Annotated in this window: 16 protein-coding genes and 1 pseudogene; 9 read left to right on the top strand and 8 right to left on the bottom strand. The window is 67.2% G+C overall.

The features are described 5' to 3' along the window. Position 1 precedes the first annotated feature (1 nt). Positions 2-1,939, bottom strand: coding sequence for an FAD/NAD(P)-binding protein (locus NIBR502771_RS06450; protein ID WP_141159008.1), 1,938 nt, complete (start codon positions 1,937-1,939; stop codon positions 2-4). 280 nt (positions 1,940-2,219) lie between these two features. On the opposite strand from NIBR502771_RS06450, the gene NIBR502771_RS06455 reads away from it, so the two are divergent. The 7 genes and pseudogenes from NIBR502771_RS06455 (at position 2,220) to NIBR502771_RS06485 (ending at position 8,595) form a co-directional block, all read left to right on the top strand. Further along, complete coding sequence (locus tag NIBR502771_RS06455; protein WP_141159009.1) at positions 2,220-3,248, top strand: amino acid ABC transporter permease; 1,029 nt, start codon at positions 2,220-2,222, stop codon at positions 3,246-3,248. Next, positions 3,248-4,056 (top strand): annotated as a pseudogene (locus tag NIBR502771_RS06460) (amino acid ABC transporter ATP-binding protein). The gene NIBR502771_RS06455 and the pseudogene NIBR502771_RS06460 overlap by 1 nt, the downstream one beginning before the upstream one ends. Positions 4,057-4,065: 9 nt before the next feature. Next, positions 4,066-5,124 (top strand): transporter substrate-binding domain-containing protein, encoded by a 1,059-nt coding sequence (locus NIBR502771_RS06465; protein ID WP_141159010.1) that lies wholly within the window; start codon positions 4,066-4,068, stop codon positions 5,122-5,124. After that, the gene (locus NIBR502771_RS06470; RefSeq protein WP_141159011.1) at positions 5,121-5,957 is read left to right on the top strand and encodes a DUF1684 domain-containing protein; all 837 of its coding nucleotides are present in this window, start codon (positions 5,121-5,123) and stop codon (positions 5,955-5,957) included. The genes NIBR502771_RS06465 and NIBR502771_RS06470 overlap by 4 nt, the downstream gene beginning before the upstream one ends. After that, a complete protein-coding gene (locus tag NIBR502771_RS06475) occupies positions 5,954-7,012 on the top strand; it encodes an LLM class flavin-dependent oxidoreductase (protein ID WP_141159012.1) in 1,059 nt (352 codons plus the stop codon). Before NIBR502771_RS06470 ends, NIBR502771_RS06475 begins: the two co-directional genes overlap by 4 nt. 9 nt (positions 7,013-7,021) lie before the next feature. Beyond that, positions 7,022-8,395: an NtaA/DmoA family FMN-dependent monooxygenase gene (locus NIBR502771_RS06480; protein WP_141159013.1), complete on the top strand. Its 1,374-nt coding sequence runs from the start codon at positions 7,022-7,024 to the stop codon at positions 8,393-8,395. Next, on the top strand, positions 8,395-8,595 hold the full coding sequence (locus NIBR502771_RS06485) for a hypothetical protein (protein ID WP_141159014.1): 201 nt from the start codon (positions 8,395-8,397) through the stop codon (positions 8,593-8,595). The genes NIBR502771_RS06480 and NIBR502771_RS06485 overlap by 1 nt, the downstream gene beginning before the upstream one ends. Before the next feature lie 222 nt (positions 8,596-8,817). Here NIBR502771_RS06485 and dctA read toward each other — a convergent pair whose 3' ends face one another. Continuing rightward, complete coding sequence (dctA, locus tag NIBR502771_RS06490) at positions 8,818-10,128, bottom strand: C4-dicarboxylate transporter DctA (protein WP_141159015.1); 1,311 nt, start codon at positions 10,126-10,128, stop codon at positions 8,818-8,820. A 56-nt stretch (positions 10,129-10,184) separates the two neighbouring features. After that, positions 10,185-11,327, bottom strand: coding sequence for a PrpF domain-containing protein (locus NIBR502771_RS06495; RefSeq protein ID WP_141159016.1), 1,143 nt, complete (start codon positions 11,325-11,327; stop codon positions 10,185-10,187). A gap of 128 nt (positions 11,328-11,455) precedes the next feature. On the opposite strand from NIBR502771_RS06495, the gene NIBR502771_RS06500 reads away from it, so the two are divergent. After that, on the top strand, positions 11,456-12,361 hold the full coding sequence (locus tag NIBR502771_RS06500) for a LysR family transcriptional regulator (RefSeq protein WP_018772062.1): 906 nt from the start codon (positions 11,456-11,458) through the stop codon (positions 12,359-12,361). 41 nt (positions 12,362-12,402) lie between these two features. Here NIBR502771_RS06500 and NIBR502771_RS06505 read toward each other — a convergent pair whose 3' ends face one another. The 5 genes from NIBR502771_RS06505 to NIBR502771_RS06525 form a co-directional block, all read right to left on the bottom strand. Then, positions 12,403-13,368, bottom strand: coding sequence for a serine hydrolase (locus tag NIBR502771_RS06505; RefSeq protein WP_141159017.1), 966 nt, complete (start codon positions 13,366-13,368; stop codon positions 12,403-12,405). Between the two features lie 81 nt (positions 13,369-13,449). Further along, positions 13,450-14,568, bottom strand: a complete 1,119-nt coding sequence (locus tag NIBR502771_RS06510) for an ABC transporter substrate-binding protein (RefSeq protein WP_141159018.1) — start codon at positions 14,566-14,568, stop codon at positions 13,450-13,452. Between the two features lie 32 nt (positions 14,569-14,600). Continuing rightward, entirely contained in the window at positions 14,601-16,385 is a 1,785-nt protein-coding gene (locus NIBR502771_RS06515) for an iron ABC transporter permease (protein ID WP_141159019.1), read from the bottom strand. Beyond that, a complete protein-coding gene (locus NIBR502771_RS06520; protein ID WP_141159020.1) occupies positions 16,382-17,479 on the bottom strand; it encodes an ABC transporter ATP-binding protein in 1,098 nt (365 codons plus the stop codon). Before NIBR502771_RS06520 ends, NIBR502771_RS06515 begins: the two co-directional genes overlap by 4 nt. A gap of 39 nt (positions 17,480-17,518) precedes the next feature. After that, positions 17,519-18,610 (bottom strand): PrpF domain-containing protein, encoded by a 1,092-nt coding sequence (locus NIBR502771_RS06525; RefSeq protein ID WP_141159021.1) that lies wholly within the window; start codon positions 18,608-18,610, stop codon positions 17,519-17,521. A 319-nt stretch (positions 18,611-18,929) separates the two neighbouring features. On the opposite strand from NIBR502771_RS06525, the gene NIBR502771_RS06530 reads away from it, so the two are divergent. Beyond that, positions 18,930-19,598, top strand: coding sequence for a GntR family transcriptional regulator (locus NIBR502771_RS06530; RefSeq protein WP_246839828.1), 669 nt, complete (start codon positions 18,930-18,932; stop codon positions 19,596-19,598). Positions 19,599-19,636 lie beyond the last annotated feature (38 nt).

Below are 19,636 nucleotides of genomic sequence, written 5' to 3' on the forward strand. Positions count from 1 at the left end.
GCTAGTTCTTTCCGGCGGCGGCTGGTTCTGGACTCATTGTGGCGGACACCTGGGAGGCGATGTCCCGGGCAACCCCGAGGACGGTCCGGGCCAGGGCATCGTTCTCGCGGAAGGGCGCCGCGTTGGTGTTGGGCCTGGCGAAGGCGCCGGCGCCCCAGCCGGAGGTTCCAGGCCCGACGCCGAAGAGGGTTGCCTGCGCCCGGCCGTCCGCGTCCACCAGGTGGTGCCCGGGAGAGACCAGCAGCTTCCCGGTGGAGTGGATGCCGTCCGAGGTCAGCAGCTGTTGTTCGCTGCCCAGGCCGCCGTCATACAGCGAAGAAAGTACCGGGTTGAGCGAGCGGGCCACGGACGTGGACGGCAGCCGCGCCTCGATCAGTGCCGTGGCGGACACCGTGACCCCGGACTGCCGCGATGTGGCGACGAAGCTACCGCTGGCGTCGTCGGCGGATACCTCCAGGCCGGGGCCAAGGAACTGCAGCACCCCGGCGCGGTGCAGCGCCAGCATCTGGCGCAGCCGGTGCGGCGGCGGACCGGAATCCACGAAGCTGAAAAAGCCGTGCCACCAGCCGTGAATGACCTGCTGCGAGCGGGCATTGAGGCGTTCCGCGGGAACCACGCGTCCCACCTCCATGTACACGTGGAGCAGGGCCAGGAACAGTGCCAGGGTTTCCGGATGGTCCGGGCCGTCCCGTAAAGAGAGATCGTGCTCTATATACCCGGCCACGGCGTCTTGCAGCTCCTGGTGGCCGGCAAAGTGGACACCGTCGAAGGGCCGGTCCAGCCGCTCCAGGTCCAGGTGCAGGCCCGGGTCCGGCACGGCAGCCGCCACGAGGTCCGCGCGCTCGCCGCTGTACCAGTCCACCCCGGCATAACGGGCGGCAAACACTTCCCATTCCATGGCCGCGCGTTCCGGGCTGCCCGTGAGGAGTTCGCGGTAGTAGTAGTAGCCTGCTTCCTTGGCAATGAGTGGCCAGAGGTGCTGCCGGAAGTCCAGTTCGCCGTGGGCGTCCAGGAGAGCGTCCACGGCACCAGCAGTGAAGAACCGCAGCGGCCCTGGAGCCTGGCCGCGCAGGGGTGCGGAAATCTTGGAGTGGTACGGAACCCCACGGCGCGACCCTGCCCACAGCCGTGGTTCCCGTCCGGACGGAAGGTAGCGCAGCCCGCCGTCGTCCGTTTCCTGGAACCTGCCGCCGCGCCCCTCCATGAGCAGGACCAGCAGGTCAACAAACGCCAGGCCCATCCCGGCGACGATCACGTCCTGCCCGGCGGCGATGGGGGAGTAGTCGACGTCGGTGGTGTAGCTGGGTGCCGCGTGGTAGCCGCCGTGCCGGGCGGCGAAGTCCGCGAACCCGGCGGAGACGGCGTCCGGGCGGGAGTCAGTGTGCCCCAGGGCGGTGACGACAATGTCTGCGTGCAGCGTCCGGCCATTGGCCAGCTCCACCTCATGGCCGCCATCCACAGCGGCAATGCCGAGGGCGGTGGTCCGGTGCACCGCCACGCTGCGGCCCAGCGACTTGGCGGCCCGGCGGAAGAACCACTCCAGGTACTGGCTCTGCAGCCGGCGGGTGGGGAAGGTGGTGCCCGTCAGCGCGCGGAGCTGGTCCCACAGCTGCTGCGGGAAGTCCGGCACGTCGATGATGGTGGCATCCAGGACGCCCGCGGCCCACTCGGCCAAACCGGGGCCGGGGGCGGCCGGGCCGGCGCAGTCCACCGACTCGTCCGTGAACATGGTGATGTCCGCCGCCATGGAGTTCAGCAGGAGGCCGGGGTCCTGGTCGTACCGCCAGATCCGGCCCGAACCGGGGACGTGCGGCTCCACCACATGGATCTGCAGCGGGCCCGCGAAGACGTCAGGCCGGTTGGCCGCTATCCGTTCCAGCACACCGGCCGTGCGCGGTCCGCCGCCAATGAAGACGATGGCCGGGATGGTGGCTGGCATGGATGCTCCTGACAGTGGGGGCTGGGATTGAGTGCCCATGCTAGGCAGCCGTGACGACGGCGGTCGAGCGCCTGGTCACGGCCGTTAACTCCGCGTCACGGCGCGTTATGGGACGCAAAGAATCGACTCATGACGCCGTACGAAGCCCCGTGAACTATTGCAACCTGCCGCCTTGCTGGCCCGTTCCGGCCGGTCCTAGATTTGCAGCCAGCAAGGGGCCGAACGGTCCCACCCGGGGCAACGGCCCATCCGGATCCCACGACGAGAAGCGAGGTGGCACATGAGTTCAGCAGCAATGACCGTGGCGCAGTCACAACAGCCGCAGCCGGCACCGCCGGCGGAAACGCCAGCGAAAACCCGGCGGCCCGAAGATGGGGCGGCCGCCCGGAAGGCCCCGGACTACTCGTCCTACCGGGTGGTGGCCGCCAAGCATCCGTGGCGCTGGGTGGGGACCGCCGTCGTCGCGCTCGGCGTCCTGGCCGTGGCGTGGTCCCTGGCCACCAACCCGCGCTGGGAGTGGGGCGTGGTGGCGCAGTGGTTCACCGCCCAGTCGGTGGTCAACGGGCTGGTGGAAACGCTGAAGCTGACCGCCATCTCCGGCATCCTGGGGTTCGTGCTGGGCTTCATCCTGGCGCTGATGCGGCTGTCCGCATCGCCGCTGCTGGTCTCGGTGTCCTGGACCTTCTCCTGGATCTTCCGGTCCACGCCGCTGCTGGTCCAGATGCTTCTTTGGTACAACCTGGGCTACCTGTACGAGAAGATCAGCCTAGGGATCCCGTTCACCGATGTCCGCTTCTTCGAGGTCCAGACCACCACACTGATCAGCCAGTTCGCGGCAGCAGTGCTGGGGTTGACCCTGAACCAGGCGGCGTACTCGGCGGAGATCATCCGCGGCGGCATCCTGTCCGTGGACCAGGGCCAGCTGGAAGCCGCGGCCGCCCTGGGCATCCCGGCCTGGCGCCGTTCCACCCGGATCGTCCTGCCGCAGGCCATGCGCGCCATCCTGCCCACCGCGTTCAACGAGATCATCGGCCTGGTCAAGGGCACCTCGATCGTCTACGTCCTGGCCTACTCCGAGCTGTTCTACACGGTGCAGGTCATCTACAACCGCACGCAGCAGGTCCTGCCGCTGCTGCTGGTGGCCACCCTCTGGTACATCGTGATCACCTCCGTGCTGAGCGTCTTCCAGTACTACATCGAACGGCACTACTCCAAGGGCGCGGTGCGGAACCTGCCGCTGACGCCCCTGCAGAAGGCCCGCAAATTCTTCGCCACCCACGCGGCAGTCCCCACCCGGAGGAACTTCTGATGACTGAGACCCTTACCGCCCCCACTGCCACCCGCGGCCTGGTGGAGATCACCGGCGTCCGCAAATCCTTCGGCCCCACGGAAGTCCTCAAAGGCGTCAGCCTCACCGTGGAACCCGGGGAGTAGCCGTGATCGTGGGCCCCTCCGGATCCGGCAAGTCCACCCTGCTGCGCACCATCAACCACCTGGAGAAGGTGGACGGCGGCCACATCACCATCGACGGCCGGCTGGTGGGCTACGAAGTCCGCGGCGACCGGCTGCACGAACTGCGGGAAAAGGAGATCCTGAAGCAGCGCACCGACATTGGCATGGTGTTCCAGAACTTCAACCTGTTCCCGCACCTGACCGCGCTGGAGAACGTGGCGGAAGCGCCGGTGGTGGCGCAGGGCCGCTCCAAGGCGGAAGCCCGCCGCCGCGGCCTGGAACTGCTGGACCGGGTGGGCCTCAAGGACCGCGCTGACGCTTACCCGCGCCAGCTCTCCGGCGGCCAGCAGCAGCGCGTGGCGATTGCCCGCGCGCTGGCCCTGGACCCCAAGATCCTGCTGTTCGACGAGCCCACCTCCGCCCTGGACCCCGAACTGGTGAACGAGGTCCTGGACGTCATCCGTGAACTCGCCAAGTCCGGCACCACGCTGATCATCGTCACCCACGAGATGGGCTTCGCCCGTGACGTGGCGGACACCGTGGTGTTCATGGACCAAGGCCAGATCGTGGAACAGGGCACCCCGCAGGACATCTTCAGCAACCCCCAGGAACCGCGCACCCGGAGCTTCTTCTCCAAGGTGCTCGAACCGGCCTTCAACATCTAAGGAACTCCCATGGCTTTCCCCACCAGCCGCCGCCGCGCCCTCGCGGCGCCTCCCGCCGTCGTACTCCTCGGCACCGCACTCCTTGGTTCAGCCGCGCTCGCCGGCTGCGCGGACCCCGGCGCCTCCGCCGCCGGCAACCCCGCCGGAGGGGCGCAGACGACGGCGGCCCGAAACGGCGTGGTCTACAACACCTCCCCGGACCAGCAGCGGATCCGCGCGGAGAAGGACGCGGCGCTCGCCGCCAAGGTTCCCGCGCTGATCAGCAAGGACGGCAAGCTGACGGTGGCCACGACGGCCGGTTCCATCCCGCTGTCCTTCCACGCAACGGACGACAAGACGCCGATCGGCTCCGAGCTGGACGTCGCGCAGCTGGTGGCGGACAAGCTGGGCCTGGAGCTGGACGTGCAGGTCACGTCCTGGGAGAACTGGCCGCTGAAGACCCAGTCCGGCGACTTCGAGGCCGTCTTCTCCAACGTGGGCGTGAACAAGGACCGGGTGAAGCTGTTCGACTTCGCCAGCTACCGGGCCGCGTACATGGGGTTCGAGGCGAAGAAGTCCGCCACCTATGACATCAAGGGCGCGGACGACATCTCCGGCCTGAAGGTCTCCGTGGGCTCCGGAACCAACCAGGAGAAGATCCTGCTGGCCTGGAACAAGGAACTGGAGGCCAAAGGCAAGGCCCCGGCCACGCTGCAGTACTACTCCTCCGACGCCGACACCATCCTGGCGCTCTCCTCCGGCCGGACCGACCTGAACATCGCCCCCTACCCGTCCACCGTGTACCGGGAAAACACCCGGGACGACCTGAAGGTGGTGGGCAAGGTCAATGCCGGCTGGCCGTCCGAGACCCTGGTGGCCGCCACCACGCTGCGCGGCAACGGGCTGGCGCCGGTGATTTCCGAGGCCCTCAACGAGGTCATCGGGGACGGCTCCTACGGGAAGGTCCTGGAACGCTGGGGCCTGTCAGAGGAAGCCCTGCCGGAATCCAAGACCATCACAGCGGAAAACTTCGCGGCCACGCCGGCAACCGCCACGGCCGCTCCGTCACAGGCGGGGAAGGCATCATGAACGCCGTACACACCGAAACAGCCCTCGAGTCCTTCGACGCCGACTGGCGGGAATGGCACGCCGCCCACGAACAGCAGCGCGCCCACCCGCACGGCTTCCTGGCGGTGACCCACCTGCACTGGCTGGGCGACGAACCCGCCCGGCTGGAAGGCGCCCCGGGCACCTGGAGCGTGGCGGCCGACGTCGTCCGCGTCCTTTTGGAACCGGGTGACAGCCTGCAGCAGGACGGCACGGAGCTGAACACGGAAGCCGGCGCGTCGCTGGAGTTTGGCCCCATTGCAGAACGCGGCGGCATCAACCTGGTGTCCGGCGAGACCGTCATTGAACTGGCCAAGCGGGGCGGCGAGTACATCGTGCGGCCGCGTCACCCCGAAAACCCGCTGTTGCAGGCCTACCAGGGCACGCCCGCCTACTCCCCGGATGCTGCGTACGCCGTCCGCGGGACCTTCGTGCCGTTCGAGGCGCCGCGGCCCACCACCGTGGGTGCAGCCGTGGAAGGCATCCAGCATGTCTACGAGGCACCCGGCGAGATCCGCTTCAAGCTGGCCGGCCAGGAGCTGGCGCTGACCGCGTTCAACGGCCACGCGCCCGGCTCCCTGTCCGTGCTGTTCACCGACCAGACCTCCGGCAGGACTACCTACGCGGCCAACCGCTCCCTTTCGGTGGTGCCCGCCGCGGACGGGTCCGTGGTGCTGGACTTCAACCGGGCCGTGAACCTGCCGTGCGCCTACACGGACCTGGCCACCTGCCCGCTGCCGCCGGCCGAAAACCGGCTGCCCGTGGCCATCGAAGCCGGCGAAAAAATTCCCTACGAGCGTCAGGACCAGCAGTGAGTACCTTTGAAAAGCCGGGCTTCCTGGCGATCGAGCTCGACGGCGCCGGGTGGGACGGTGCGGACCTTGCCCGCGCCGTGCTGGCAGCAGAGTCAGCTGGCTTCCACGCCGCCACCTTCACCGACGCGCCGGCGCCCGGCCGGGCCAACGCCCTGCTGCGGGCAGCGTTCGCGGGGCCGGTGACGCACACCATTGCGCTGGTCCCGGAGGTGGACACCGTCTACACCGAGCCCTTCCACGTCTCCACCCAGCTGGCCAGCCTGGACTACGTGTCCGGTGGCCGGGCCGGGTGGATCGCCACCGCTTCCGACGCACCTGGGGCGGCTGCCGCCGTCGGCCGTGCTTCTGTTACCGGCGAGGCGCTCGGCCAGGAAGCGGCCGCCTCCATCGAGGGGTCCCGCCGCCTGTGGGATTCCTGGGAGGACGACGCCGTGATCCGCGATGTTGCCACCGGCCGGTACATCGATGTGGACAAGCTGCACTACGTCGATTTTGATACGCCTGCCGGTTTTGCCGGCGCGGGCTATTCCGTCAAGGGGCCATCCATCATTCCGCGGCCGCTCCAGGGGCAGCTGCCGGTGCTGGTTGCCGCGTCCCTGCTCGGAGAAGTCCGGGCGGACGCGGTGGATGCCGTGCTGGTGTCCGCGCCCGCAGCGGAACTGCTGGCTGCCGAGGTCCGCGACGTCCGGGCCCGGGTGGGGGCGTCCGTTGCCGTGATCGCCGAGCTCGACGTCGTCCTGGACGCCCGCGGGCAGGCCGCGGCCGCGAGGGACGCAGCGTTCGACGGCGGCCGGGCGGCTTTCACAGGTTCCGCAGCCGGTCTCACCGACTTCCTGACCGACCTTTTAAGGGCGGCCGACGGCGTGCGGCTGCACCCGGCGTCGCTTTTTGTCGATCTCGAGGAGCTGGGCCGGATGGTGCTGCCGGAACTGCGCCGCCGCGGAGTCCTCCGCCCGGTGGTGCAGGACGGCACCTTCCGCGGCCTGCTGGGCCTGGAGCGCCCGGCCAGCCGCTATGCAACCGTCTCCGCCGCGGCAGCCGGCACCGGAAAGTAAGGGAAAACCATGACACAGCACACCCGTGCCAAATCCGAGGTCTTCACGCCAAGCGGCCAGATCCAGTTTGGGGTCTTCTTCCAGGGCGTGAACTCCGGCACCATCTGGAAGGCCGCCGAATCGGGCTCCCAGACGGACTTCGAATCGTTCCGCCGCATCGCCCAGACGGCGGAGCGGGGCCTGTTCGCCGCGTTCTTCCTGGGCGAGGGGCTGCGCCTGCGGGAGCACCTGGGCCGCCCGCACGCGCTGGACGTGGTGGGGAGGCCGGATGCCCAGACCATGCTCGCCGCCTTGGCGTCGGTGACCACGAACATCGGCCTGGTGGCCACCCAGAACACAACCTACAACGATCCCGCTGACCTGGCGCACCGGCTGGCCTCGCTCGACCTGATCTCGGGCGGGCGCGCGGCGTGGAACATCGTGACCACCGACAATGCCTGGACCGGAGCGAACTTCCGCCGCGGCGGATACCTGGACCACGCCGACCGGTACAAGCACGCCGAGGCCTTCGTGGAGACGGCCAAGCGCATCTGGGATTCCTGGGAGACGCCGGACGGTCCCGCCCGCCGGGTGGTGCACCACGGGCAGCATTACACCGTGGACGTCACGCCCCGGCTGCCGCGCAGTGCGCAGTACCGGCCGGTGCTGTTCCAGGCCGGGGATTCGCCGGAGGGCCGCAACTTCGCCGCACGGCAGGCGGACGTGATCTTCTCCGCCCACCCCAAGTTCGACGACGCCGTGGAGTTCCGGAAGGACCTGGTGGAGCGGTCCGTGGCCGCCGGCCGCGGTGCCAACGCCGTGCAGATCATGCCGGCCAGCGAGTTCATCCTGGCGCCGACCGCTGCCGAAGCCGCCGAGAAGAAGGAGTGGGTGCGCAGCTTGCAGATCGGCCCGCAGCAGGCCATCGCCTACCTGGAGCAGTTCTGGGGCCGCGAACTCTCGGCCTACGATCCGGACGGGCCGCTGCCGGAGATCGATCCGGTGGTGGAGGAAACGTCCGAGACCCGCGGCAGCGGTTTCCACGGCGCCAAGGCCCGGCAGCTGGCGGACCAGTGGCGGGCGGAGGCCAAGGACAAGGGACTGTCCATCCGGCAGTTCGTCACCTCGAAGACCGCCCGGATCGATTCCACCTTCACCGGCTCCTACACGGCCGTGGCCGATCACCTGGCCGAGTACGCGCGGGTGGGCGCGGTGGACGGGTTCAACATTTCCCCGTGGCTGATCCCCACCGGCCTGGATGACATCGTGAACCACCTGGTCCCGGAACTCCAGGAACGCGGGGTGTACCCCACCGGGTACCGCGGCGGCACGCTCCGCGAACACCTCGGGCTGGAGACACCGGTTCGCTCGTCGGACGAGGCCGTTGAGGCGGTCCGCGCCTGATGCGCCGGGCAGGTTTTGCCGCCTGGGCTGGCATTGCCGGGAAGGCTGGCCTTGCCGGGAAGGCTGGCCTTGCCGGAGGTGACGTCGACGGCGGCACGGCGGGTGCCGCCGTCGAACCTTCCGTGGGGGCTGGGGCTGTGGGGGCTGGCTCGCCCGGGACCGTCACCCTCCAGCTGACGGTGTGGGAGCAGTGGCTGTAGGCCGGCCGCCCCGCCTTTCCTTGGGCCCTAGTCGGTTTCCGGGCTCTGGCAGTAGAAGCACGTGCCGGCGTCGCAGTCTTCTGACGTTTCCTGCTCCGTTTGGCGCTCACTCATTCCGGGTCCTTTCCGTAGGGGTTGTGAAGTAGTCCCCCTTGCAAGGGTTTGCCCGGGACCCCTGCTGGGATCCCGGGCAAACACTGGGGGTGGGGGCCTGCCGGCCGGTTAGTGGGCCAGGGCCGGTTCGGCCAGCTGGACCTTCTCCGCCTCGGTGGGCACGAAGCCCGCCTGGAGTTCGGAGCGGAGCTTGCCCATGTCCAGCTCGCCCTGCCACTTGGCGATTGCCACGCAGGAGACGATGTTGCAAACCGTGCTGGTGAGGGCACGGGCCTCGCTCATGAAACGGTCGATGCCAACGATGAGGGCCACGCCGGCCACCGGCAGGGTGGGCATGACCGTCAGGGTTGCCACCAGGGCCACGAAACCACTGCCCGTCACGCCGGCCGCACCCTTGGAGGTCAGCAGCATCATGCCGAGCATCAGCAGGATCTGGCCCCAGCTGAGGTGGATGTCGCAGGCCTGGGCGATGAACATGGAGGCGAGGGTGAGGTAGATGGCCGTTCCGGTCAGGTTGAAGGAGTAGCCGGTGGGGACCACGAGCCCCACAACGCTGCGGTCGCAGCCGATCCTTTCAAGCTTGGACAGCAGGCGCGGCAGGACCGGTTCGCTGGAGGACGTGGCCAGGACGATCAGGAACTCATCCTTGAAGTAGCGCAGGATCTGCCACAGGCTGAAGCCGGTCACCTTGGCCAGGATGCCCAGGCCCACCACCACGAAGACGATGCAGGCGGCGTAGAAGGCAAGGATCAGCATGCCGAGGTTTCCGATGGAGTGGGCGCCGTACTTGCCCACCGTGAAGGCCATGGCCCCAAAGGCTCCCAGCGGAGCCACCTTCATGATGTAGCCGAACATGATGAAGAGCAGCTTGTTGAAGCTGTTGACTACGTTCAGCGCCAGCTGGCCCGGTGCGCCGAGCTTGCTGAAGGCGAAACCGCACAGCAGTGCAATGACCAGCACGGGCAGGACCTCACCGTCGGCGAAGGCGCCCACGAAGGTGGTGGGGATGATGCTGAGGATGAAGTCCACGGGGTTGCTGCTGGGCAGCTGCGTGGTGTACTTCTGCGCCACCGAAGAGTCCAGGTGCGCGGGATCGATGTGCATCCCGGCACCGGGCTGGAACAGCGTCACCGCGGCCAGGCCCAGGGCCAGGGCGAGGGCGGTCAGTGCGTAGAAGAGGCCCAGCGAACGGATCAGGGTGGGCCCCACCTTCCTGGTGTCCCGCAGGGAGGTGATGCCTCCGACGATGGTGCAGAACACGATGGGGGCGATCATGAACTTCACGAGTTTCACGAATCCGTCGCCGATGGGCTTCAGGGACGAGCCGAGGTCCGGCCACAGTGCGCCTACAACGACGCCGAGGGCGACTCCGATGAGTACCTGGACATACAGGTGTCCGAGGATGGATTTGATCTTCATTGAACAACTTCCTGGTTGGTGCGGCCCCTTAATGATGGGGCAAAGAGATAGGGGTTTTAGGCAGACAGCTCGGCGGCCGGGGCCACATCGATATATGCGGTGGCGATGTGGCGGGCTGCCCGGTGGAGGGCCACTTCGCTGACGTTGCCGGAGTCATCGGTGATGATTTCGGCGGTGATCACGCCGGCGGGCGTCCCGACCCGCAGCAAGCGGGGGGCTCCGGTGCCGCCGGAGGATGATTGGGCTGCTGCGTTGGCTACCACCGATGACTGCAGCGAGGATGCCAGGGCAACTGCCACGGCTGAGGTCAGGCCGATGGCCGGGTGGGGTGCCAGCATGGACAGCATCCGCACCCGCACGTCGTGGCTGCCGGCGGTGATGGTTGTTCCGTCCGCGGCGGTGTAGTCGCCTGCAGGAGCCACCACCCCGACTTTCGGGACTGCGTTCTGCGGCGGATCCTCAGGCTTGCGCAGCCCCATGATGAGGCCGGCTGATGCCCGTGCCGCGATGAGGTCCGGCAGCTGGGCGGTGAGGTTGCCAGTCATTGAGGAAAGATCGACGCCGGCCTGGTCGGCTGCCAGGAGCACGGCAGGGGCGCCGGCGTCCACCATCGTTACGGCCAGGGTCCGGCCGTTGACCTGGAGCTCATCCACCGTGTTGCCGGTAGGCAGGAGTGCACCGGTGTTCTGGCCCCAGGGGCCGTGGAACGAGAGGCTGACAGGAACACCGGCGGCGCTGCTGCCCGGAACCCGGGCCAGGCCGGACTTGGGAATGTGTCCGCCCGGGGTGGGAACCGATCCGCTCAGCACGGCACCGGAAGTGACGTGGCGCATGCGGACCTTGGTCATGCCGTCCCGGGCGGGAACGATGCCCGTCTGGACTGCGAACAGGGCAATGGCGGTGGCGCAGTTGCCGCAGTTGGAACCCAGCTCAACGGTGGGGTCACCGATCCCCACCTGGGCGAAAAGGTAGTCGAGGTCTGCCTCGGCACCAGGGGTTGCCCAGATGACCGCAGCCTTGGACGTGGTGGACGTTCCGCCGCCGACGCCATCCAGCTGCCGCGCATCCGCTGCGCCGAAAGCGGCTGACAGCAGTGCGGGGATTTCCTCGCGGGTGGGGGCGTGGAGGGCCACGTCCCTGGCATCGAAGAGCCAGCACTTGCTGGTGCCGCCCCGGTACCAATGTCCTTTGAGTCCCACTGTATTTCTCCCTCGTAACTTGCAGGTGCTCTACTTCACAGCACCTTGTACTTCTACGATCCGGGATGGGAGCCTTCAGCACAATCGCAAATAAATGGACGACTATCTATTTTTGCTAAACTCAGTACATGGCAATCCTCGACCTCCACCGGCTCCACGTGCTCCGCGAGGTGGGCCGTTCCGGCTCCCTGACCTCTGCTGCCGCCGCCCTTTCCTTCACCACCTCGGCGGTGTCGCAGCAGATAGCCAAACTCGAGCAGGAGATGGGCGTGGTCCTCATCGAGCGCCATCCCCGGGGCGTGGTCCTGACCGAGGCGGGGCACGCCCTGCTGCACTACGCCGACGACATCGACAGGACCGTGGAAGCTGCCCGCGCCGAAATGGGGGAGTTCGCGGGCCTGCGGCGCGGCCAGCTCCGGCTTGGAACCTTTCCCACCGGCGGAGCCTCCCTGATGCCCGACGTGGTGCTGGCGTTCCGCGCCCGCCACCCCGAGGTGGCAGTGACGGTTGTCAGCGCCCGCCGGGACGGCCTGCTGGAACGGCTGCGCCGGCGGGAAATCGAACTGACCCTGCTGTGGGACTATCCCTGGCAACAGATCGAGGACCCCGACCTCGCCCTGGTCCGGCTGACCAACGATCCAACAGTGCTGCTGGTACCGCGGGAGCACCCCATTGCGAAACTGGGCTCGGTCCGCATCGGCGCATTGAGCGACCAGGAATGGGTGGTGCGCGACGAGCACCCCGTGGCCGACGTCCTCAGCCGGGTATGCCGCGACGCCGGGTTCGAACCGCGGATCGCCTTCGCCGCCAACGATTACCAGGAGACGCAGGGCATGGTGGCGGCCGGCATCGGGATCGCCCTGGCGCCCAGGCTGGCCCTGACGGCCCTGCGCCCCGACGTGGTGGCGGTCCCGCTCGCCGGGTCCCCTAAGCGCCGGATCCTCCTGGCCCACCTGGCAAACCGGCGGCTCAGCCCCGCCGCGCAGCAGGCCACCAAGGTGTTCCGGTCCATCGCCAAGGGCGCGGCTTCCTGACAAAGGAGGGTGCCGCCGTCGTACGGTGCCTTACCTGACGCCTACCGGGCCAGGGGCCCGGCAACCAGAGCCCGGGCAAGGTCCATGAAGTCGGCGTGGGTCACCGGAGCGGGGCCTGCCGTCGAGGCAACTGCCGTGGCGGTGTTCCGGGCGACGGCGAAGCTGTCACTGACGAAGCGGCGGTGCGCAATGACGCTCCCGATCGCCGGCAGGACCAGCAGGAACTGGCCATAGTTGCCCGCGGCCAGGAACGCCCCCTGCCACTGCGGGCCGGATTCCCGGGGGAGCCACCACAGGTAGCCGTAGTCGCAGGTGCCAAAACCGGTGGCCGGCGCCATGTCTGCGCGCCTGACGTGGGTGGCCACGCTGTCCGTGGCCCACGCCCGGGGGACAAGCTGCCGTCCCTCCCATTGGCCGCCGGCAGCCATCAGCAGCCCGATCTTGGCCAGGTCCCGGGCGGAGAGGAAGAAGTGGTAGGCAGGGAAGGCGGACTTTCGGGTGTCCCCGAGCATGCGCTGGCGTGTGGGGTCGTAGTCGTCGAACCCCAGCGGACCGGCCAGGTGCTTCTGGAACGCTTCGAAGACGGTCAGGCCGCTGGCCTTCTCGAAGATGGCGCCGGCGGCGTTGAAATCCCAGTTGTTGTAGAGGAAATACTGCCCCGGTGCTTTTGTGCCGCGTGAAGGGAAGGCAGCCTCGTCACTCCCCGGGCTGGAGGGTGGATGGTAGACGCCCGACCGTGACGTCAACAGGTCACGGAGCCGGGCCGTCCGCTCGATGGGCAGCAGGCCGCCCACATCGTCAACACCGAGCTCACCAAGGGTGGCGTCCAGGCTGACAGTGCCGGCTGCCACCTGGATGCCGAAAAGGATGGAGAGCAGGCTTTTGCGGACGGAGGCGACGTAGCTGGCGCGGGTGGTATCGCCGAGTTCGACGACGGTCCTGCCGTCCTGGAGGACCAGCAGGGACGTGATGTTCCGGGGCACCGAAATGTCCGGGGCGGCGGTCACGGGGCCTCCTGGTGGATGGTGTGGAACGAAAAAGCCTGGGGACCCGGCGGAGGCCGGGTCCCCAGGCGCGGGATTTCGGGGTTACTTGGTGTAGCCGAACACCTGGTTCCACTTGGCGAGGTCGTCCTTGCCGTAAGTGGTGGCGTCGCTGTTCTGCATGCGGTAGACCTTGCCGGAATCGACGGCGGGGAGGGTTACGCCCATGATGGTGGGCGGTGCCACGTCGGTGCGGACCGGGTATTCACCGATCTGCGCGAAGACCTGCTGGCCCTGCTTGGAAAGGTTGTAGTTCATGAAGACCTTCGCGGCTTCCACGTTCGTGGCGGTGCCCGTCATGCCCAGGTAGTAGTCGTACGAGACGAGTCCTTCCTCGGGGACGATGAACTTGACCGGGGCCTTGTCCTGGACGGCCGAGATGTTGGTGCCGCTGATGGTGACCGTGCCCACGGCAACTTCGCCGCGGGCCAGGGCCGTGGCTTCAGCGCCCAGGGAGTCGTAGATCTTGGGCTTCTGCGCAGCGTACTTGGCGAAGTAGTCGCCGCCCATCTTGGTTTCCATGAACCGGTTCAGTGCCGCGGTGCTGCCGCCAGAGCCGCCCTGGACGATGCCCAGCTTGCCCTGCCACTTGCCGCCGACGGCATCCGCCCATGACTTGGGGGCGTCGGCTTCCTTCACCAGCTGGGTGTTGTAGCCCAGGGTGTACACGGAGTTGAACATGCGGGTGAACTGGCCACCGTCCACGGAAACGTCCTTGAGGGCGGAGGCGCCGGGGACGTCATAGGCCTTCCAGACCTTGGCATCCTCCATGGACTTGGCAATCCGGTAGTCGGACGTGCGGATGACATCGGCGCTGAGCTTGCCGGCACCCTGTTCGGAGAGAACGCGTTCGGACAGTTTGTTCGGGGTGAGCCGGACAACGTTGACCTTGATGCCGGTGTCCTTGGTGAAGGCGTCCACCAGCGCGCTTTCCGAGGAATCGGTGTAGCCGGAGTAGAGGGACAGGGTCTGGGTCTTGGCCTTCTCATAGGTGTCCTTGTCCGCGATGGATTCGCCATTGATCACCAGTCCGTTGTCGGTGTTCACGGCTGCGGTGGCAGTGACTACGCCGGCGCTCTGGGCGGCGCTTCCACAGCCGGTCAGGCTGAGGGCCAGGAGCACTCCGGCGGCGGTGAGGGCGGGGAGTTTGGACGCTAACTTCATTGAGGGTGTCCCTTTCAAAGGTGGGTGTGAGGTCAGTTCTTGGTCTTGCGTTCGCCGCCGACTTTTTGGGCGATGACGGCGAGGATTCCGATGACGAGGCAGTACAGGACGCTGACGGCGGCAGCTGCCTGGCTCTGGCCGTTGTCGAAGTTGTCGAACACGAGGATGGACAGGATCCGGGTGTTCGAGGTGAAGAGGAAGATGGAGGCGCTGAGCTCACGCATGGAGAGCATGAGGAACAGCAGGAACGAGGACATGATGCCCACCCGCATCAGGGGCAGGGTCACGTCCAGGACGGACCTGGTGCGCCCGGCGCCGAGCATCACGGCGCTGTCCTCGAGGTCCTGGTCCATCTGGAGCATTGACGCGGAGACGCCGCGGTAGCCCTGCGGCATGAACACGGCCACGCAGGCGACGGCGAGGATCGCCAGGGTGCCGTAGATGGGCAGCGGCAGCAGCAGCCAGGTCCAGAGCAGTCCGATGCCCATCACGATGGCGGGGACGGCAAGGGGGGTCATGGCCACCAGTTCAATCAGCCGCCCCACCTTGGACTTGGTGCGGTACCGGATGTAGGAGGCGATGAAGCTGAGGGTGGTGCCGGCGAAGGCTGCGATCAGGGCCACCAGGACACTGTTCTTCAGGGCGAGCTGGAAGTCGTTGGATCCCAGGACCTCGATCAGCTTCGCGAAGCTAAGGGAGTTGGCTTCGAGCAGCTGCGACATCGAGGACACGAACGGGGTGGCCTGCATCGAAGCGGCCAGCAGGGCCAGCATCGGCAGGACCACCGAAACGGCGAAGTAGGCCAGGGCCAGGATGGTGAACGGCCAGCGCATCTTGCGCAGCGGCACCTGGCGGGGACGGTTGCCCTTGCCGGTCATGGTGGTGAACTTGCGCTTGTTGATGATGCGCTGCTGGATGAGGGTCACGGCCATCAGCGCAACGGTCAGGATCACGGCGACACTCGCCGCCTGGTTGCTCTTGGCGGGCGTGGCGCTCATGAGGCGGTAGATGTAGGTGGGCAGCGTGTCCACGCCGGCGGGGTTGCCGATGACCTGGGCCACCGGGAAGTTCTCCATGGTCAAGGCGAAGACCAGGACGGCGGAGCCCAGGATGGCGGGAAGGGCCAGGGGCAGGGTGACGGTCCGCAGCATGGTGCGCAGGGGCGCCCCGTGGACGGTGGCTGCCTCTTCGAGGTCGGCGTTCATCATCGACAGCGAGCTGTGCAGCAGCAGGAAGGCGTACGGGGCGTAGAAGATTCCCAGCACGAACACCAGGCCCGGGAGGCTGTAGATGTTGATGGCGGCATCAATGCCCAGGTCGCGGAGGAAGATGTTGATGTAGCCGGCGCTGGGCGAGCACAGCAGCGACCAGGCCAGGGCACCCACCAGGGCGGGGATGAACATCGGCGCCATGCCGATGAAGAAGATGAACTTCCGCCACGGCGCATCGGAACGGGCACACACGAAGGCCAGGAATGCCCCGATCAGCAGGGCGATGATCGCTGAGCCGGCACCGACCATGAGCGAGTTGACCAGGGCCCCGAGTGCTTCCGGGGTGGCCAGCAGGGCCAGGTTGGACAGTGTCAGGCCGCCCAGGGAGATGCTGCCGGGCCGGGGAACGCTGTCCGAGAACGCGGCCAGCAACACCAGGGCAAGGGGGAGGACGATGAGGACGCCGAGGATGACCAGGACGATCAGGCCCGGCGTGTTCTTCCGGAGGCCCGAAAGGGTCCGGGCTGCACGGTAGTCCCGGGGCGCCGGCGTGGGTGCGAGGCGGGCGTCGGCGCGGGTGGCCGCCTCGGTGGTCTTGAGGCTCATGCGAGGACCTCAGCCGGCAGGATCTGGACTTCGCGGGGGTTGACGGTCACCCACACGCGGTCTCCCACTTTGTGCTGTTCGCCGCGGCGAAGTCCGCCCAGTGCGTCCAGTTCGGGCCCGGATTCCAGCTGGATGGCGTACCGGATGTCGTTCCCCTGGAACCCTGCCACGCGTACTGTCCCCGGCCATGAGTTGGGGTGTTCGGCGGGCATGGCGGTGATCTGCAGGTCCTCGGCCCGGATGCACACCTTGGGGGATGTGCCGGCGTCGCTGGCCTGCTGCGCCGACTGGATGGTGAGCTCGCTGTTGGTGATGCGTGCGGTGGTGGACCCGGCGGCGGTGCCCTCGGGGGTGCAGTCCATGATGTTGGAAACACCGAGGAAGTGGGCTATTGACGCGCTGGCGGGTGCCTCGTACATGTGCTGCGGGGCGCCCATCTGCACAATCCGGCCGCCCTGGAGCAGGGCGATGCGGTCTGCCAGGGCGAAGGCTTCGTGCTGGTCGTGGGTGACGTACACGCAGGTGAGCCCCAGCTGGAGCTGGATTTCACGCAGTTCAACCCGGAGCCGGTCACGCAGGCGGGCGTCAAGGTTGGAGAGCGGTTCGTCGAGCATGAGCACGCTGGGCCGCATGACCAGGCTGCGTGCCAGGGCCACGCGCTGCATCTGGCCGCCGCTGAGCAGGCTGGCGCCGCGGTCGGCGTAGGGCTCCAGGCCCACCAGCGTGAGGGCCTCCATGACGCGCTCATCGATTTCGCTCTTGGAAAGCTTCTTCTGCTTGAGGGAGTAGGCAACGTTCTGGGCCACCGTCATGTGCGGCCATACCGCGTAGGACTGGAAGACCATGCCGACGTTGCGCTTGTTCGGGGGCAGGTTGATGCCTTTTTCGGAGTCGAACACCACCACGTCGTCGATGATGATCCGCCCCGAGGTGGGCTCTTCCAGGCCGGCGATGCAGCGCATGGTGCTGGTCTTGCCGCAACCGGACTGGCCCAGGAGGACCAGGGCCTCGCCGTCTTCAATGTCGAGGTTGAGGTTTTCGATGGCAGTGAAGCTTCCGTACTTCAGCTGCAGGTTTTGAATGCTGATTTTCATGGCTGATTCCTTGGCTGGGTTTTTCCGGTAGGGGTTTCTTCAGTCACTGGGCACCAGGATGGTGCTTTCGCTGATGACGCGGGCCGAGCGTTGAAAGGAGACTTCGGCGGGATCGGCTGCATCCAATGCCAGCGCCGTCTTGCCTTTCAGCAGGTGGATAAAGAGTCCGGCCTCCGCCGCCGGAACCACGCTGCGCTGCACCACGCTGCCTGTTGTGCCCGAAGCGGCAGCGACGGCGACCGCGCTGGTGAGGCCGATGGCGGGGTGCAGCGCGGTCATCGAGATCATCCGGGCCGAAACGCCGGTTGCGCCTGCGGGCGGAGGCCCCACGATGCCCACCTTCGGAATGGAGCTGAGGTCCTGCGGCAGTCCCATCCTGCAGGCGGCCGCAGCGCGCAGCTGCGGAGCGATCCGGACCAGCGCCTCCAAAGCTTCCTCGCTGCCGGTGGCGTCCAGCCCCAGGTCCTGTGCGTCGAAGAGCGCCGCCGGGGCTCCGGCGTCGATCAGTGTTGCCTGGAAGCTGCGCCCGTCGACCTCGATGTCATCGACGGCGTTGCCTGTAGGGAACTGTGCTCCGTAGCTGGACCAGGAGGCCTTCTGGAAAATGACGTCGATTGGGACGCCGGGGTAGTGCTGGCCGTCGAGCCGCCGCCCGCCGTAGGCCGGCACCTGCGCCTCGGGTGTGGGGATTTCGCAAACGAGGCGAAGCCCGGTCACGGTGTTCAGGATGGGGACCCGGGTGACTTCCCCGGTGGGAGCGACCAGTCCGGCGTGGAGCGCGTACAGGCCCAGCGCTGTGGCGCAGTTGCCGCAGTTGCTGGCCCACTCCACGGCCGGCTTGTCGATGGCCACCTGGGCGAACCGGTAGCGGACCGTTCCGTCCGGGTCGGTGCCCGCCACAGTGATCGCCTTGCTGGTGGTGGACGAGGCGCCCCCCACTCCGTCGATCTGGCGGAGGTCCGGCGAGCCGAAGGTGCGGATGAGGAGACGGTCCGTCTCCAGGGCGTCAGCCGGAAGGTCCTCGTCACGGAATATCCAGCACTTGCTGGTGCCGCCACGGACGAGGGTGGCCGGTACCGGGGTGACCGGGAGGGTGCCGGCCTGCGGCTCTTCCCTGAATAGAAGCGTCATTGGTTCTCCTGAAATACCCCGCGCTGCCGTGTGCAGTCGCCGGATAAATGTTCAAAGCTGGGCAAACCGGAATCCGGTAATTGCTGTGCTGTATGGCGTTGGTCACAGACGGTATACCGTTAATATGACTTAAGCAACAGTCATTTGAATATGAATACCGACACGGCAGCCTTGGTGCCTTGCGGGGCGAGATGGTGTGCGGAAAATCGGCACGGTGTTCACTGCGCGCCCAAACGGTATGCAGTGCGTTAGAATTGCGGCTAAAGGTATGGCGCCGGCGCGTCCTGCCGCTTGTTTCCATGAAGACCGGAGGCCGCCCGTGGCGTCGCAACCAGAGACAAGCCCCTACCTGATGATCAGGAACGCCATCATCTCGCAGGAGCTGCCTCCCCGTGCCCAGCTCGTCGAAAGCGCCCTGGCCAAGAAGTACAACGTCTCCCGGACGCCCATCAGGGAAGCGTTGCGGCGCCTCGAAACCGAGGGGCTCGTGGAGCGCTACGGTTCACGCATGCAGGTGCGGGAGTATCGCCCGGAGGAGATGCTGGACCTCTATGAGGTGCGGACCTTCCTGGAGGAGGCGGCGGCTAAAACTGCTGCTCTCCGGCACACGGACATGGACCTGATGCTGATCGACCGCGCGCACCAGGCCATGGTCACCCTTGATTTTGAGGCCGCCACTCCGGCTGAACTGGCCGCCGCCAACCGCACCTTCCATGAGCGCATCTGGGCCGCCAGCCACAGCGCCGCCCTCCTTGACCTGCTCGACCGGATCCTGGTCCACTTCATCCGTTACCCGGGCACCACGCTCTCCACCAAGGAGCGCTGGGACCGCGTGCTGAAGGAACACGAGGAGCTGCTGGTGGCCATCCGCGCCAGGAACGCGGAGGAGGCCGGCCGCATCGCCAGCGCCCACATGGACGAGGCAAAGAACATCCGCATCCAGATGTACATCGACGCCCAGGAAATCAGCCACCCGCGCCTGGGATAGCCACAAATCCCGGCATTAAACCCTCCCGCCGAGCCCGT

It is taken from the genome of Pseudarthrobacter sp. NIBRBAC000502771, assembly GCF_006517215.1.
GTDB classification, from domain to species: domain Bacteria; phylum Actinomycetota; class Actinomycetes; order Actinomycetales; family Micrococcaceae; genus Arthrobacter; species Arthrobacter niigatensis.